This window comes from Fictibacillus sp. UD, from assembly GCF_043558025.1.
Lineage (GTDB): Bacteria > Bacillota > Bacilli > Bacillales > Fictibacillaceae > Fictibacillus.
The window spans coordinates 83,461-99,838 of sequence record NZ_JARUHH010000010.1; the positions used below are offsets into that span (position 1 = coordinate 83,461).

General features: G+C 40.5%; 14 protein-coding genes. 2 read left to right on the forward strand and 12 right to left on the reverse strand.

The window, feature by feature from the left end; translation table 11 throughout:
• Window positions 1–337 precede the first annotated feature (337 nt).
• The 7 genes from yhaM to P8610_RS15105 all read right to left on the reverse strand — a co-directional run bounded on the left by yhaM (window position 338) and on the right by P8610_RS15105 (window position 9,991).
• Window positions 338–1,297 (reverse strand): 3'-5' exoribonuclease YhaM, encoded by a 960-nt coding sequence (gene yhaM, locus P8610_RS15075; protein WP_394605076.1) that lies wholly within the window; start codon window positions 1,295–1,297, stop codon window positions 338–340.
• A 93-nt stretch (window positions 1,298–1,390) separates the two neighbouring features.
• Window positions 1,391–2,752 (reverse strand): sensor histidine kinase, encoded by a 1,362-nt coding sequence (locus P8610_RS15080; RefSeq protein ID WP_394605077.1) that lies wholly within the window; start codon window positions 2,750–2,752, stop codon window positions 1,391–1,393.
• A complete protein-coding gene (locus P8610_RS15085; protein WP_394605078.1) occupies window positions 2,749–3,426 on the reverse strand; it encodes a response regulator transcription factor in 678 nt (225 codons plus the stop codon). Before P8610_RS15085 ends, P8610_RS15080 begins: the two co-directional genes overlap by 4 nt.
• A 20-nt stretch (window positions 3,427–3,446) precedes the next feature.
• A complete protein-coding gene (locus P8610_RS15090; RefSeq protein WP_394605079.1) occupies window positions 3,447–6,305 on the reverse strand; it encodes an ATP-binding protein in 2,859 nt (952 codons plus the stop codon).
• An 8-nt stretch (window positions 6,306–6,313) separates the two neighbouring features.
• Window positions 6,314–7,531, reverse strand: a complete 1,218-nt coding sequence (locus tag P8610_RS15095; protein WP_394605080.1) for a metallophosphoesterase family protein — start codon at window positions 7,529–7,531, stop codon at window positions 6,314–6,316.
• Window positions 7,532–7,827: 296 nt separating this feature from the next.
• Window positions 7,828–9,102: an ABC transporter permease gene (locus P8610_RS15100; protein ID WP_394605081.1), complete on the reverse strand. Its 1,275-nt coding sequence runs from the start codon at window positions 9,100–9,102 to the stop codon at window positions 7,828–7,830.
• Window positions 9,095–9,991, reverse strand: coding sequence for an ABC transporter ATP-binding protein (locus tag P8610_RS15105; RefSeq protein WP_394605082.1), 897 nt, complete (start codon window positions 9,989–9,991; stop codon window positions 9,095–9,097). The genes P8610_RS15100 and P8610_RS15105 overlap by 8 nt, the downstream gene beginning before the upstream one ends.
• 146 nt (window positions 9,992–10,137) lie before the next feature.
• On the opposite strand from P8610_RS15105, the gene P8610_RS15110 reads away from it, so the two are divergent.
• Together P8610_RS15110 and P8610_RS15115 are read left to right on the forward strand one after the other, a co-directional pair.
• On the forward strand, window positions 10,138–10,323 hold the full coding sequence (locus tag P8610_RS15110; RefSeq protein ID WP_289496936.1) for a YhzD family protein: 186 nt from the start codon (window positions 10,138–10,140) through the stop codon (window positions 10,321–10,323).
• Between the two features lie 29 nt (window positions 10,324–10,352).
• Window positions 10,353–10,787 carry a GNAT family N-acetyltransferase gene (locus P8610_RS15115; protein ID WP_394605083.1) on the forward strand — a complete coding sequence of 145 codons (435 nt, stop codon included), beginning with the start codon at window positions 10,353–10,355 and terminating at the stop codon, window positions 10,785–10,787.
• 356 nt (window positions 10,788–11,143) lie between these two features.
• Here the strand turns inward: P8610_RS15115 and P8610_RS15120 are convergent, their stop codons facing one another.
• The 5 genes from P8610_RS15120 to P8610_RS15140 form a co-directional block, all read right to left on the reverse strand.
• Window positions 11,144–12,628 (reverse strand): aldehyde dehydrogenase family protein, encoded by a 1,485-nt coding sequence (locus P8610_RS15120; protein WP_289496939.1) that lies wholly within the window; start codon window positions 12,626–12,628, stop codon window positions 11,144–11,146.
• Between the two features lie 502 nt (window positions 12,629–13,130).
• Window positions 13,131–13,982 (reverse strand): Cof-type HAD-IIB family hydrolase, encoded by an 852-nt coding sequence (locus P8610_RS15125; RefSeq protein WP_394605084.1) that lies wholly within the window; start codon window positions 13,980–13,982, stop codon window positions 13,131–13,133.
• Between the two features lie 157 nt (window positions 13,983–14,139).
• Entirely contained in the window at window positions 14,140–14,508 is a 369-nt protein-coding gene (locus P8610_RS15130) for a YlbF family regulator (protein ID WP_289496942.1), read from the reverse strand.
• Between the two features lie 49 nt (window positions 14,509–14,557).
• Window positions 14,558–15,694 carry a DUF445 domain-containing protein gene (locus P8610_RS15135; protein WP_394605085.1) on the reverse strand — a complete coding sequence of 379 codons (1,137 nt, stop codon included), beginning with the start codon at window positions 15,692–15,694 and terminating at the stop codon, window positions 14,558–14,560.
• Between the two features lie 92 nt (window positions 15,695–15,786).
• A partial coding sequence (locus P8610_RS15140) for an ATP-binding protein (RefSeq protein ID WP_394605086.1) occupies window positions 15,787–16,378 on the reverse strand: 592 nt, incomplete at its 5' end.

Genomic DNA, 16,378 nt, shown 5'->3' on the forward strand with positions numbered 1-16,378 from the left:
TTACCTTACCTTGAACAATGCTTTTCATGAGTCATTGCCTCCTAAAAATTCGTTTTCTTAACTTCCAATTCCAAATTTATCACAATTCCCAATTTTACACAATGGGTTTTTGTTATTAAATTTTAGTGGTTGCTTTGTTGTCGTTGTAAGTGGTTGATTTCCGTTTCAGATTGCTCGCTTTCCGCGGGGCAGGCGGTGAGCCACATTCGTACGTTTCACTCTTAAGTGTCTCACCTGCCCGCCTGTCCCGCAGGAGTCTCGCATCTAACACTCCAATCAACTTGTCAAAGAAGCCAATAAAAAAGATTATAAAGCAACAATTCTTTAGGAAAGAGTACTAATTTTTAGCAAATTCCGCCTGAAACAAAGGCTTATACAACGATCTATTTTCAAGGGCAAACTGTTTATCTGTAAATTCGCCTGGCTGTACTTTTTCGAGTGCTCTGTCCATCATGTTCATTCTGGCATCGAAATTATCGATCATATGAAGGATTTCAGCTTCACGGATGAGCGGTGCTTTTGGGCTTCCCCACTCTGGCTTACTGTGGTGGCTAAGTACAAGATGCTGAAGGACGGTAACTTCTTCACCTTCAATCTCTAACTCATCTGCCGCCTTGCCAATTTCGTTCACCATGATTGTAATATGACCAAGAAGCTTGCCTTCAAGCGTATAAGAAGCTGCTACAGGTCCTGATAGCTCGATGACCTTACCAAGATCATGCAGGATAATTCCAGAATATAAAAGGTCTGTGTCCAGTGAAGGATAGAGCTTGCTGAAAGCTTTTGCCATATCCAGCATGGATACAACGTGAAACGCTAGGCCTGATACAAATTCGTGGTGGTTCTTAACCGCTGCAGGGTATTCTAAAAATTCAGCTTGATGCTTCTTCAATAAGTGCCTTGTGATTCGCTGTATATTTGGATTCTTCATCTCAAATATGTATTTCGTGATTGTTTCTACCATTGCCTCTTGTGTTAATGGAGCCGTTTCTAGAAAATCACTGATCTTAACGCCATCAAGTTCCGTTGCAGGGCGAATCGCTTTCAGTTTCAGTTGCATTTTTCCTCTGTAGTTCCCCATCTCTCCAGATAGCTTTACGATGGCTTGAGCTGCATAAAGCTCCTCATCCTCAGGAGAACTATCCCACAATTTAGCCTCCACATCACCTGTTTGATCTTGAAGGATCAATGTTAAAAACGGCTTCCCGTTGCTTGCCGTTCCTTTTACAGATGATTTGATTAGAAAAAAACCGTCAACCATCTCTCCTACCTTATAAAATGCAAGTCCTTTTTTCATATTTCACCCCGCCTTTCTTTGCTTTAGTATAGCATATCACTCTATTTAACTACTTGCAGCAGCACTCATCTCATAAAATTCCAGTATCGTATATCACTTCTTTTGTTGGTCAGATGTCTGCATCTTAATTTGAAAAGCTACACCGTTTTTCGTATTTTTTGCAACTACTTTGCCCCCATGAAGTTCTGCAATCCTTTTTACGATTGCAAGGCCAAGACCAAATTGACCTTTGTTTCCTTTGCGAAACGGCTGGAAAATTTCTTCTCCGGTAACATCCGTTATCTGCTCTCCATCATTAAACACTTCGATAATAAATTCAGACCCTTTATAAAAAGCAGAGAGCCGAATTGTGTGATGTGCGTACCGCAAAGCATTTTGTACCAAGTTATCCAGCAAAATACCCCACTGCTCTTTATCGCCATTCATCTTGTAGTGGTTGCCAGTTATCTCAAAATCAATATCTTCACGCTGATACCTAAAGCGCTCAACTATATCTTCAGCCAGATCGCCAAAGTTAAAGTTTTCTGTTGTGACTACATCAAGCTTCATTGCATCAAGCTTTGTATAATACAACATGTTCTGAACACGCTTTTCCATCCTTTCTGTCTCTCTTAAGATTACATCCATCATGTCTTCCGTGGTGTCTTTCGGCATAATTCCATCTTTTACTGATTGAGCGTAACTCTTTATCGTCATAATTGGTGTTTTCAATTCATGTGAAGCGTGCTGAATGAACGTTTTCTGTGCATGATCATGCCTCAATAGATTCTGCCGCATCTCCTCAAACTGCTTTGATAGGACGTAGAATTCATCGTCCCCTTTCCAGTGAAACGGTTCCTGCCAGTTTCGTTTGGCGATCTGCTCAAACCTTTTTCCTAGTATGATGAGCGGTGACCGCAGATATCGGGCAAGCCATATCGCAGGAATGATCGAGAATATACCGGTGAACAACAAAATGAGTACAAGTCTTAGCCAAAGCCGGTTAACCATTTGATCACGATACGTGTCCCACATGTACGAAATTAAGTACACCTTTTCACCTTTCACATTTGTCTTCGTTGTGATTGCATAAAAGAGTGTCGCATCTTCATATGTTAATTCGTATCTTCCCTTATCGTTCTTTTGCTCGTATGCTTTTTCAGCCATTTCAACGAGTACTTCCTGCGGTACAGGGTCACCTTGTGAATTAGCATATTTGTCGACAATGAGGAAGTGGCCAACATCACGGGCAGCGTTCCTTCTCTCAATAAAATCGGTTGGTGATTCTCCTTCTTGAGGAATTTGATTTTGTGGATCCCAAACATTCTGCTGCTCATTCTCTATGATTCGATACGTTTCCTCAGTCAGCGTATCTTTAATAGATAGCGGATAGATGATTGCCGTTAATAAACCTATTGTAAAAAGCAATAACCCGAAAGAAAGCCAGATGCGCTGGGTTAAATTTAACCGAATCATGACGGTATGATCCTATACCCTGCACCATAGACAGTCTCTAAGTTTAACCTTGGCATCTTCTTGCGCACACGCCTGATCACATCATCTACAGCCCGTTCAGATCCGAAATAATCGTCTCCCCACACATATTCTAAAATCTCCTCACGCTTACGAGATTTCCCTTTGTTTTCTATTAAATAAAGAAGAACATCAATTTCTTTTCCAGTTAAATTTATCATTTCCCCATCACGCGTAATCTTTCTAGAAATCGGATCAATCATATACCCCGTAATTTCAATAATCTGCGGAAGGCGGTTACCCGTTTCATAGATTCTTGTTAATAGTTTTCTTACACGAATGACTAGCTCTCTAGGCATAAAGGGCTTTGCTAAATAGTCATCACTGCCCAGTTCAAGACCGACGATTCGGTCTAGATCTTGGTCTCTTGCGGAAACAAAAATAACAGGAATGTCAGAACTCTTTTTAATCTCTTTAATGATCTCATAGCCATCCATACCAGGAAGCATAATATCTAAAATCCATAGGTGCGGTTTGTTTTCCTCAGCGGTTTTAAGTGCATCTTCCCCGTTGTGGAAAACCGAAACGCTCCAGCCCTCTTTTTCCATATAAGCTTTCAGCACTTGCGCAAGGTCTTGCTCATCTTCTACTAAGTAAATGGAATACTCATTGGACATGAGTCATTCCCCTCCTTTGTTTACATTTCAGCGATTACTGATTGGCTTGGCCAACGTATTAAAGGAACAGACGGAACGATTGAAGCTACATGTTTATGACAGGTAAAGAACAGAATCTGCCTTTCCTGTGCAGCTTCTTGTATGAGCTGCAGCGTGCGCCTCGTTCTTTTTTCATCAAAATTCACTGCTATATCATCCATCAAAATCGGAAAGTCTGCAGGTCCAGCATGAGAGGCAACAGCCAAACGGATAGCCAAATAAACTTGTTCAGCTGTTCCACGGCTCAGTTCATGCGGATAAAAACGGGTTCCGTCCCCTTTTACAACCATCAGTTCGTTTTGTTCTGTGAACAGGATCGATTGATATTCACTTTCTGTTATTTTACTAAAATAAACACTTGAAGTCTCTAAAACCGCTGGCAGCTTTGTCTTTTGATAGTTTTCTTTAACTTTTGAAAGCGCGTGCTGTGCAAGACGTAAGCTCGCCCACTTCTTTACATAGCTGTTCCACTCTTCTTTTAATAGTTCATACCGATGTAAATGTTCTGAGTAACTGCCATCCTCAAGGAGTTTCGTCAACTCCCAATCTAGTCTTCCCTTTTCTTCAACTTTCTCGGAGTATTCTCTTTGTATGTCTTCCTCATTTTTTTCCAAATTCTCTATAAGCTGGACCGTATCCTCATAATTAACCGTTACTTTTTGAGCCATTTCGTCTATTTCTTCTGGTGAAAACCCTAGCGAAATCAGCTGATTATATAGTGTATCTCGTTCTTCGTTCAGCTTTATCAATCGATCATTCTCTTTCGCTCTTGTGTAGAAATCGATTTCCTTGCTGACATTTGCTTCTTTCCATAAGTTCTTCATTTGATTCTCGATGAATGTTAGTTTTTTCAGGAGTTCTTCTTTTCGTTCTATGAGTTGTTTACAGGTTTTCGTAAGATGCTCAGCTCGCGATCTATTTTTCAACTGTTCTTCTAGCGATGATTGAAGCAAAACTATGCATTCTTTCGTGTCGCCACTATGTTCATTTTCTAATTCAGCAGACAAGTCAGCTGCTTCATCCTCATATTCTTCTAGATGTTCGTTTAACTCTCTCATCATTTGAATTACCGTCTCTTTTTGCTTCAATAATTCCTTTAACTGAAGAACTCTTTTCATATAACCAGATACCAAAAGTTGATCTACAGTTCCTTTATATCTGTTTTGATTCGCCCATTGTTCAGCCCGTCCCAAAACGGAAGCCTCTTCTACTTCTAAATAATCCAGTTGTTTCGCAAGCTGTACATAGCTGCTGTTCTCGTTCGATAGCTGAACAGAAACCTGCATCCACTGCTTTCTGTTCACCTCATCTTCCAAAATCCTGTGATGTGTTTGATGCGATATTTCTCCCCTTGTCTTGTACTTTTTCATGTAAACAAAGATTAAGATGAGGGCAGCAGCAAACACGATAGCACCACCTAACATAACGGACAAAGCATTTGAAGACCAACCCGACCATATAAGCACAATAGCTGAAATAAGCGGAAGAAGTGCTGAATACAAAGAAAAGCCATTTGCCTGCTGCTTATTGTTTGCTCGCCCGTATTTCGCCAGTTCTTCTTCGGATAGCAGTAAAGTTTTTTGTTTTGCCTCTTCTTTTTCCAAGCGTTCAAGCTTTAGTCTTGAATCCTCAAGTTCATCTTCTAATCTGCGTTTCTTGTCCTCTAAATGGCCAGACTGTTTAATAAGACCTTCGAGATGATGAAGTGAAGATAATGAGAGCGATAGATCATTTAGTTCTGTTTCAGACCACGTTTCTCCGATAGCATCAAACAGCTCTTTCTCTTCCTTTTCTATGGATTGAATGTTTCTCTCCGCATCTTGGAGCTGATTGAATAGGTGCTCATATTGTGGAAGTTTGTTAAACATCTGTTTAATTTTATTTTCATAGCGTACTATTTTTTCATTAGTTATTAATGATTTTTTCTCTTTTTCCGCAGCAGAAAGACGGTCTTCTATGTATGTAAGTTCGCCTTTCAAAAGGGAGCATTCCTTTTGCCAATCCTCATATTTTCTGATTCCGTTTTCAGGAAAACGAATTTCTGTTGAGTCAAAAGAAAGCCATTCCGTTTTCAGTTGCTTATATCTTTCCAGTACTGGTTTCAGTTCGAACAATCTCTTGACTGAGCGCATGTCTTTTTGCACGCCAACCAATTCTTGCTTCGTTTTTCCCAAAGACTTCTCAAGGTTTTCTAGCTTGTTTTTAATCACAAGATAGCTCTCATTTTTGCTTTTTAAGCTCTCAAGCGTTTTCCCAACTGATTTAAGCTGATCTAATTTTTCGTTAATGATCGGTTTTTTTCCGGATTTTTTAAATAAGGCAGATTGCTTCTTCTCAAAGGACTGTTCAATTTCAAGCAGATCACGGTCACCTGAAAGAGCTGTACTTAATAAAAAGTTACCAAGTTCTTCTGACGTTAATTTGTCCAGTTTTTGCAGCCCATCAAGTCCAAAACAAAAGGCACCCGTAAATAAAGACTGCTCCATATTGTCCAATAACTGAATCAGAAACAATTCGTCTTTCTGCTGACCTGTTTCATTATAGATCGATACATCACCAGATACCGTGGAACCTGCTATTCTCTCAATTGTCCACACCCCATGATTTTGATGCTCAATCGTCATTTTCCCGCCCATTCTATTTCCGTTCTTCGGTTCATAGCGGCGTTGAGACTGATTTTTTGAGGGAAAGCCATAAAACATGCATTTTATAAAATCCATCAATGTCGTTTTCCCGGCTTCATTTTCACCATATAGCATTTGTAAGCCGTGTTTTTCGAACGAGATCTTACAATCCCTCAATCCTCCGAAATGATAGATATGAAGTGACACTATTTTCATTTTCTCACCTACCTGCTTTTATGTAGCTCTGATAAAAGTAAACGTTCTGCTTGCTTCTGAATCTCTTCCCAATCCTGATTCTCTAGCTCTAAATACTTTCTCGCTGTTTTATGTGTGGTTAACTCTGCAATCGCCTGTTCAAGTTCTAGGTCATCTTGTAAAACAACCCGTAAATCTTTGAAAAAACCAGACTGTTTGATCGACATTTCATCCTGTATGGAGGGTTTTGTTTCATTTTTTATTGAAACTACATGCACAAAGGATTCAGCGTGATCGTCTTCTAGCAAGATCTCATGCAGTTCCTCTAAAAACACGCCATCTAAAAGCTCTTCAAAAAGCTGCGTTTGTCCAGACAGCTTAAGAACGAGGAATACACCTTTTGGGGGTTGTTGATAAGTACCTAATTCTCTTTCACAAAGAGTTATCACTTGTTGAAGACTTTCTGCTTCAGTTAAATCGACGATTCCTTCATGCCACTCAATATCAGACGTAGCATGAAACACGCTTTCCACTTCCGTTCCGTTCAGCGTTACAATGTATCCGCCTTTTCCGCCTGTTTCTCCGCTATGTCTTCCTTGTATGTTTCCTGAATAACGAATTGGCGGTTCTGTACTCAAGTCCATTTTTTTATGTATGTGGCCAAGCGCCCAATAGTCGTAGCCCTTTTTTAATAGCTCTGAAACCAAAAACGGAGCATACCTGCTGTGGCCGCTGTATCCATCAGCCTGTCCATGTAAAATACCGATATGATACAGATCATCTTTCTTTTCAGGATAATGTAATGTGCGGTTATCGGTTACAGCTGCTGTTTCATAACTAAAACCGTGAAGACACGCCACTTTTCTCCCTTCTTTTTCAAATTGGAGAGTCTGAATGCTGTTTCCTTCAAAAAAGTGCACATTACTCGGCCAATCCAGATTCACCCATTGTCCGTCGAGTGGATCATGGTTTCCATGACTGATAAAAACGTTTATGTTATAACTTTCTAGTTTTACAAAACAATTTTTTAAAAATGACTGCGCTTTTAAACTGCGGTTTCCGCTATCGTATAGGTCACCAGCAATAACGACAAAGTCTACTTTTTCTGTAATTGCTAGATCGATCAGCCTTTTAAAAGATAAAAATGTACTCTCAGAAAGACGTTGAAAAAGCCCTTCTGGTAATGAGGAAAGTCCTTTAAATGGACTGTCTAAATGAAGGTCTGCACAATGTAAGAATTTTATCATTTCGCTCATCCTCTTTTTCTACTATTCTTCCCTTCATTTTATCATATATACGAAAGCACGTTCGCTAATTAAGTTAAGCTTTGTTGCTTTTAGAAGTAGTTGATTTCCGTTACAGGTGCTTCGCTTTCCGCCTCTAAGGGTCTCACCTGACCGCTTGTCCCGCAGGAGTCTCTCACCTTCCACTCCAATCAACTTGTCAGAGAAGAAAATGAGAAAAATTACTCAAAAGCTACAAACCTATAAAAAAAAGAACCTAATAAAAAAGAGAGCCATCTCGCTCTCTTTTTAAGTCCTGATTATACGCCTGTTGTATTTTTCTTTTCTTCTTTAGATAGCAAAAGAGCCTGTTTGATCAGTTTTAATGATGGGGCGTTGCCGTACATTAATACGCCTCCGCGGTAAACGCGTGCTCCAATCACTGCGAATAAAACGATCGCTGCAACGAGAACTCCTATACCTAATGCTACTTCCCAGACTGGCAATGAAAGCATTCCTACGCGGAGCAGCATGAGCATCGGTGTGAATAATGGGAAGTAAGAAGCGCCTGCCACGAATGCAGATTCAGGATTTTCACGTCCGTACATCGCGATCATAAATGCAGCGACGATTACAATAACCACGGGTGTCATCAGATTGTTTACTTCTTCTACTCTGCTAATCAAAGAACCCATCATGGCAAATAGAGTAGCATAAAGAAAGAATCCTAAAATAAAGAACACTAGTGCATAAACGATTAAAGGTATTGGAATTTCGTTCAACTTCAATTCTTGAATAATACTTTCACTTTTGCTAAGCTGTCCATTTAATTTAACCGCTGCAAATCCTCCTGTTACAAACAAGACAAGCTGAGTTAAAGCCACAAGAACGATCCCAAAAATCTTTCCAAACATCTGTGTAACTGGCGAAACAGAAGAGATTAATATTTCCATCACGCGTGACGATTTTTCTGTTGCTACTTCAACTGCAATCATACTTCCATACATCATGACAGCCATGTACATGAAAAACAGAACCACATAAACCAGAATATATACTTGAGCTGCTTCTTCCTCACTTTTAGCTGTATCTGACAGTGATTCCTTGTCAAATGTAACTGGCGAATAGATAGCAGCCAGCTGTTCTGGATTCAATCCGATTGATTCAGCGGCAGACTTATTCTTAATCTGCTGCAAGGCCATCTCAATATCTGTAATTAGACTCTGCTGTGTAACATCTTCTGCTTTATAAGTCCCTGTAATGATTCCTGAAGCATCTTTATCCAAGATCAGAAATCCATCTAACCTTCCATTTAGCACAGCCTTTTCTGCTTCATTTTCTGATTTCGTAAATGCTTCAGCTTTTAAATCATCCCTTGTTTGATTCAATTGAGCTTGAAGTGCTGGGAGCGTGTTTCCCGTCCGGTCAATGACTCCAACTTTAGAAACTTCATCTCCTCCGAACATTTTGGTGATCTCGTTCATGTTTGTTACAACAAATAATAAGGCGATGGTAATAATCGTAGTGATCAGAAATGGTTTTGACTTAATTTTAGAACGGTATGTATGCATCATAACCGTGAAAAATTTACTCATGAGCGACACCTACTTTCTCGATGAAGATATCATTTAATGAAGGTTCTTCGAGTTCAAACTTTCGAACAAAGCCTCTTGACTGTATAGCTTGAAACAAGTCTTGAGCCACTTCTTCACGCTCTACTTGAAGCGTAATACCATCTGCTGTTAAGCGATGTTTCACCACGCCATTCGTGTCTTTTAAATACGCTAGATCAAAATCAGCTTTCACGGAAACGTTCTTCTTTCCAAACGATCGTTTAATTTCTTTTAAGTTGCCTTGAACGACTGCTTTCCCTCTATGCATAATGCATAAGTGCTGACACAATTCTTCAACATGCTCCATTCTGTGCGAGGAGAACACGATCGTTGTTCCTTCTTTTTTAAGTTCATGTACAGCATTTTTTAAAAGTTCAACGTTCACTGGGTCCAAACCGCTAAACGGTTCATCTAAAATTAACAACTCAGGCGAATGGAGAACAGCTGCAATGAATTGTATTTTTTGCTGATTTCCTTTAGAAAGCGCTTCTACCTTCTTATTTAAATATTCTTCTGCTCCAAAACGCTTTAACCACTTTTCGGTTTGATCTTGAATAAGTGATCGCGACATTCCTCGCAACTGGCCAAGATAGATTAACTGCTCTCGAACTGTTAGTTTTGGATATAATCCTCGTTCTTCGGGTAAATACCCAACAAGGTCACTCGTCTCATACGAAATCTCTTTTCCGTTCCAAGTAATCTTTCCTTGCGATGGTGTTAAAAGCCCTAAAATCATTCGGAATGTCGTTGTCTTACCTGCACCGTTTGCACCTAGTAGACCAAATATCTCACCTTTAGGAATCTCCAATGTTATTCCGTCAACGGCTGTAAAGCTGCCAAACTGTTTTCTAACATCTTTAATGGTTAACATGAACTTCCCTCCCGTTGTAAAATATACCATATAATTCCTTATACGTGAGAGCAAAGGGTAAGTTTCAGGCAAATTCTTAAGTTAGCAGCAGGAAAAAATCGTCGAATGTTGAAATGAACTTTAGATACGAAAGGAGTTAGATCACCATGAATACATACGCCTTAACAGCTTATGAAAGTAACGGAGAAAAAATTTTGGATGAAAACATAAAGGCATCCAATGATTCTGAAGCAAAACAACGGGGAGAAGCCCGTTTGGCTGAACTAAACATGCAAGAAAAAACGCATCGTCTGACTTCACCAAAGGGTCAGTTGCTTCTTTTCCATCGCTAATGAAACTCATGGAAACGAGGGGAAAAACAGTGAGTGAAGTGATTCTGCGCGAAGCACGATACGATGACAGTTATGAACTTTCTTACCTTATGGGAGAGCTCGGTTATCCTACACGACCGGAAGAGATGACAGAGCGCTTGGAAACGCTGCTTCCAAATGCAGCTTATGCTTGTTTTGTGGCATGTGTAAACGACCAAGTCATTGGTATGATCGGACTAACAAAAGGAATCTATTTTGAAAAAAACGGCTGTTACGCTCGAATTTCTGCTCTTGTCGTCAGTGAAGAGTTCAGAGGAAATGGAATCGGTAAAGAGCTCGTCCGTCATGGAGAAGAATGGGCTAAAGAACAAGGCTGTACAGCGATTTTACTCAATAGCGGCAAGCACCGAACAGACACGCATGAGTTTTATAGAAGTCTCGATTATGATGACACCGGATTGCGGTTTATAAAGGTGATGCTTTAAGAATCAGCTGCTATCAATTCATAAATTGTTCATTCAAAAGCAAGAAGGTCGAGGAAGTTAAGAAGTGAAGTTTTCGAGGAGCGGAGTGTAGTCCTCCTACATGAGCACGAGAAAACAAAACTGACGAAGAGATTCGCCGCTTATCAATGAACAATTTGTTCATTCAGAAGCAAGAAGGTCGAGGAAGTGAAGTTTTCGAGGAGCGGAGTGTAGTCCTCCTACATGAGCACCGAGAAAACAAAACTGACGAAGAGATTCGCCGCTTATCAATGAACAATGAAAAAACCGGATGCTGGATCTAGCACCCGGTTTTCCTATTGTCCGTTCGATTTTTTGACCCCGTAATTCTATGTTGTCTATTTAAGGTTAACCCACACACTCTTTACTTCTGTATAGTTGTTTAATGCATAAGATCCCATTTCACGTCCGATACCAGATTGCTTGTATCCGCCGAATGGTGAAGCAGCATCAAATGCATTATAGCAGTTCACCCAAACTGTACCCGCACGTAATTTGTTAGATACATAGTGAGCTGTTTTTAAATTCTCTGTCCAAAGTCCTGCAGCAAGACCATATTCAGAGTCGTTCGCACGAGAGATTACATCATCTAAGTCTTCAAACGGCATTGCAGCCACAACTGGTCCGAAGATTTCTTCTTTTGCGATCGTCATCTTATCATCAACATCCGCAAAGATTGTCGGCTCAACAAAATATCCTCTATCAAAAGGAGCTGTTCCACCAGTTAGAAGCTCAGCACCTTCGTCTTGTCCTTTTTGGATATAGCCAAGTACGCGGTTATGCTGTTCTTGTGATACTAGAGGTCCCATAGTAGTATCTGGATCTAAACCAGGGCCTTGCTTGATTTTTTTCGCATGAGACACAAGGTCTGCCACGACATTATCAAACGATTTCTTTTGGATATATAGACGTGAGCCCGCACAGCAAACTTGTCCTTGGTTGAACATGATTCCGCTTAACGCACCAGGAACTGCACGGCTCATGTCAGCATCAGGCAAGATAATGTTCGGTGATTTACCGCCAAGCTCAAGTGTTACACGCTTCAATGAGTTAGACGCATTGCGCATGATCAGCTTTCCTACTTCAGTTGATCCAGTAAATGCGATCTTGTCCACATTTGGATGATCAACTAATGCCGCACCTGTTTCACCAGCACCTGTTACAACGTTTAGCACACCTTCAGGGAATCCTGCTTCTTGTGCTAATTTTGCCAAATAAAGTGCAGAAAGAGGCGTTTGCTCAGCCGGCTTCAATACAACTGTACATCCTGTTGCAAGTGCCGCACCTAGCTTCCAAGCTGCCATCAATAATGGGAAGTTCCAAGGAATAATCTGTCCAACTACGCCAAGCGCTTCATGACGCGTATAGTTGAAGAAACTTCCTGCTACAGGAATCGTCTGCCCTACGATCTTCGTTGCCCAGCCTGCATAATAGCGGAAGTGTTCGATCGCAAGTGGAACATCCGCATTCATTGTTTCACGGATTGGTTTTCCGTTATCCAATGTATCAAGCTGTGCCAATTCTTCTTTATTCTCTTCCATCAATTCTGCTAGTTTGTAAATTAAGTAGCTACGCTTTGAAGCAGGCATCTTTGACCAATATCCTGTTTCAAATGCTGCTCTTGCAGCCTTCACTGCTTTGTCAATATCTTCAGTACCACCTTCAGATACGACTGCCAGTACTTCTCCAGTTGAAGGGTTTAACGTTTCAAATGTTTTACCGCTTGCTGAGCTGACCCATTCTCCGTTGATAAAATGTTTCTTCGTCCCATTTAGGAACTCGGCCACCTTTGGTTTTAATTGTAGGTCTAATGTTTTTTCCATTTGAATCCTCCCTTTGCATTGTGGTTCTTACATAAATATTATTCGTCACGATTCATGAAAACCCTTTCATTTTCTACATTTGTAACAAAACTGAAACGTTTTTTACGAAATTCGACGGCAGTTGTCGAAGGGAGGCGGTGTTCTGCAAGCTGTTTGAATGGATTGAGATGACATGTTTCCTTAAGCAGAACATAAATCTCTTTTTCTCCTCACAGACTCTAGAATCGCTCGTGAATTTCAGGAATCGCTCGTAAATCTCGAGAATCGCTCGTAAATCCCGAGAATCGCTCGTAAACCTCATGAATCGCTCGTAAATCCCGAGAATCGCTCGTAAACTTCAAGAATCGCTCGTAAATCCCGAGAATCGCTCATTAACCCAAATTATCGCTCGTAACTTATGAGGATCGCTCCTAAACCCTACCTCCCCGCTTTCCCATACAAAAATAAAAAGACTCCTCTCAGACAAAAACGTCTAAAAAGAGCCCTGCTCATAACAACTAATCTATCTTTTCAATGTCTGGAAGCGCATCTGCTTACGAAACACTTCTTTTACCATGTACGGAACACCTAGCTGATCGTTCGTACGCGTGATCCACTTCGCTTTTTTCTTCACTTCGTCAGGTGCATTTGCCATTGCCACGCCTAGACCCGCAAACTCAATCATATCCAAATCATTATACGAATCCCCGATTGCCACCATCTCGTTTGGTGCAATCCCAAGCTTTTCGCCAAGGAACCTTAATGCATTTCCTTTTGTTACTTTTTTAGCCGTAATCTCTAACTGGCACTTCGTAGAAGATGAATACTCAAAGTCTGGCATTTGCTCTTTCAAATACTTAATTGCTGACTCGCATTCTTTTTCATCAAAGAATTGCACATCCATTTTCGGCGGCGCCACTTCTTGCGCGAGTACGTAATCTCCTAGATTTTCTGTAAACGAAACCGGATAGAACAAAGGATCACCTGTGCTCAGTGTTAACTTTGCCACGAGCTGGCTCTTTTGCTTCAGCTGATTGCCTACAGAAAAACGTTCATGAACAACACGCATGTGGCATTCGTAATTCTCGAGGATCTCTACAATCTTGTAAGTATCTTCGACAGACAACCTGTTTTCTTGCAAAGGCTCATCTAGGGACGATGATATGAATCCTCCGTTGTGGCTGATCAGATAACTGTCGATCTTTAACGCTTTTGCGATCTTTTGTGTAGATGGAAAGCTCCTGCCCGAAGCGAGTGTGACATATACCCCTTTTTGCTGCACATAATCAATGGCTTCTTTCGTTTCTCTATCGATACGGAAATTGCTTCGCAGTAGGGTTCCGTCGATGTCAATCGCTAGTAAACGGTATACCATGATGCGCTCCCCCCATTTCGCGAAAATATAGTATAAGAACTCGAGTTAAGTTTATGAACTGGAAACATGCTTTAGAACGCTGACAAGCCTAAGAAAATCCACACCATAATAAAAACCCCTGTTTCATTTAAGAAACAGAGGTTTCATCATCAAGTGATTATTGTTGTTGTCCTTCTTCTTCAACCATTGCACCGTAAAGCTCTTCTAAAGGCTTTGTGATTACTTTATTCAGATCGTTGATGATCATGCTCATGCGTTGTTCTGCTGCCATAAGTTTAGAGATCGTTTCGTTCTGCTGTACATCAGCAAAAAGCTTTTGAGCTTCTTCAATCTCTTCAGGCGTCACTTCTTGGCCGTTCATTTGTTTTTGCTGAAGATTTACTTGAATATCACGGAACTTGCCGAAAAGTTCTTTCGTTTCCGGATTGTTATTTACTTCATCATAGCTTTGTTTTAAAGCTGTAAAGTCTTCACTATTGCGCAGTGCTTTTTCTAAGTCGTAAGCAACATCGTATACGTTTGCCATTGGTAAAAAACCTCCTATTGATTAACTACGGTACCCACTATAACAGACTCTACAAAAATAGTACAAGGATACCTTGAAATAAGCCGATCAATCCACCTAACAGAGCTCCTAGCCAGGTAATCATCTTAAGTTCACTTTTTGCGATCGCAATAATAATTTCCTCTAAACGCTCTAGTGAAAATGCTTCGACTTGTTCTTCCACAATCTTTGCCAGGTGCATTTTTTCAAGAAGTACTTCTAGTTTTGCTACAAACAGGTCAAGGCCTGCTGCTACCGCTTTTGGCGTTAAATCGTTAACGATCCATCCTTCTACCGTTGTTGCTAATGAGTGGATCGGCGTGTTTAAATACTCTTCGATCGGAAGTCTTGCTGTGATCTCTTTTGCAAGACCTGTTGTAATCTCAGGCATGTCGAACAACTCAAGTGCTTCGTCCATTTTTTTATCCATAAAATTTCGATATTCTTGCTGAAGAAGCTGAAGCAATGTGTCATGTGTGTTTTCATGCTTCATAAACTTAATCAGTTCAGGCTGCACTTTTTCAGCGATACTCACATTACCGAAGAACATAGACACCATGTTAACGAGCATTCCTTTATCCATTAAAAACGCATCAATTCCGCTAGCTAAAGACTTTCTGCCTTCATCGCTTTCTAAGTAAGCGATGCCTTTGTTTAGAAGCCAGTCCACTACTTCAGGAAGTTTTTCTTCACCAGCAGCAACAAACTTTTCTGGCAATATCTCTTTCATTTCCTTGCCATTTGAACTCTCAAGCATTATTTTCATTCGGTTGGCAAGCCATGCTTCAGTCGTCGTTTGAATACGAGTTTGAATATCAGCGGCACCAAAATCTTTTTGCAACAATTCACTGATTGTCATGTCGCTTTTCAAAAAGCGTTTTACTTCACCTTGAACAAGTTCCGTCATTTCTGTACGAAATCCTGTATCGTTAATCTTTGCCTGGACACCTTCAGCTGTCAGCAAATGCTTCGTTACCGTTTCACCAAGCTGGACAGCTAGTTGCTTTCTTCGTTTTGGAATGAGTCCAGGAGTAAATGGCACTCTGAATTTCCCGATATATAAGGTGTTAAATGGGCGGAATAACATTTTAATGGCTATTAAATTTGTTAACCCTCCAATTAATGCACCTATAACGACCATGATGATAATTGTAATCCACATATCCATAATGCTTCTCTCCAATTACTGCATATTCTATTTCCCTAGTATACGTCATTTCGAAAGTCTCAAGCAATTTGGACATAACCCTCACTACGCTTTTACTTCGCTGGGAGCAAGTCTACGTAATAAAAACGGTCTTTGTTCGTTACCATATCTTTTGCCAACCGATTCTCTCCTAACTTATACGCAACAGGAAAAGAAAAGTTCGGGCCATCAAATACAAAGGTGTGGAATTCTCCGTTCTCTCCACAAAGATCATGTTCGGCCGGATAATTTTCAATAAATTGTGCGTCCAAGACTCTTCCTGTAAATGATGCATCTATACTGTCTGTATCAGAGCAGCAAACAACCGTTTTAAACCCCTTTTCTAAGAACTCAGCTATAATGGCGTCTGTTTTTTCTCCCCAAATAGGAAAAATCGGAGTCAATCCTGTTCCCTCTAGCATTTTTTCTCGGTACGATTTTACATCTTCTAAAAAAATATCGCCGAACATGATGTGCCCGATGCCGTCAGCTACAATGCCATTGACCGCTTTCTGCATTCTTTCCTGATATACTTCATTCGGGCAATCTCTAGGAATCCATACTTCTCGAAGCGGAATGCCTAAAGATTCAGCTTGCAGCTTCAATAATTCATGTCGAACACCATGCATCGTCGTTCGCTCATAGTCTTCGGTCAAAGTCGTGAGC

Excerpts from the sequence above, each read along its gene's own strand:
- yhaM (WP_394605076.1), bottom strand. The coding sequence starts at position 1,297 with ATGAAAAAAGGACTTGCATTTTATAAGGTAGGAGAGATGGTTGACGGT.
- P8610_RS15080 (WP_394605077.1), bottom strand. The coding sequence starts at position 2,752 with ATGATTCGGTTAAATTTAACCCAGCGCATCTGGCTTTCTTTCGGGTTA.
- P8610_RS15085 (WP_394605078.1), bottom strand. The coding sequence starts at position 3,426 with ATGTCCAATGAGTATTCCATTTACTTAGTAGAAGATGAGCAAGACCTT.
- P8610_RS15090 (WP_394605079.1), bottom strand. The coding sequence starts at position 6,305 with ATGAAAATAGTGTCACTTCATATCTATCATTTCGGAGGATTGAGGGAT.
- P8610_RS15095 (WP_394605080.1), bottom strand. The coding sequence starts at position 7,531 with ATGATAAAATTCTTACATTGTGCAGACCTTCATTTAGACAGTCCATTT.
- P8610_RS15100 (WP_394605081.1), bottom strand. The coding sequence starts at position 9,102 with ATGAGTAAATTTTTCACGGTTATGATGCATACATACCGTTCTAAAATT.
- P8610_RS15105 (WP_394605082.1), bottom strand. The coding sequence starts at position 9,991 with ATGTTAACCATTAAAGATGTTAGAAAACAGTTTGGCAGCTTTACAGCC.
- P8610_RS15110 (WP_289496936.1), top strand. The coding sequence starts at position 10,138 with ATGAATACATACGCCTTAACAGCTTATGAAAGTAACGGAGAAAAAATT.
- P8610_RS15120 (WP_289496939.1), bottom strand. The coding sequence starts at position 12,628 with ATGGAAAAAACATTAGACCTACAATTAAAACCAAAGGTGGCCGAGTTC.
- P8610_RS15125 (WP_394605084.1), bottom strand. The coding sequence starts at position 13,982 with ATGGTATACCGTTTACTAGCGATTGACATCGACGGAACCCTACTGCGA.
- P8610_RS15130 (WP_289496942.1), bottom strand. The coding sequence starts at position 14,508 with ATGGCAAACGTATACGATGTTGCTTACGACTTAGAAAAAGCACTGCGC.
- P8610_RS15135 (WP_394605085.1), bottom strand. The coding sequence starts at position 15,694 with ATGGATATGTGGATTACAATTATCATCATGGTCGTTATAGGTGCATTA.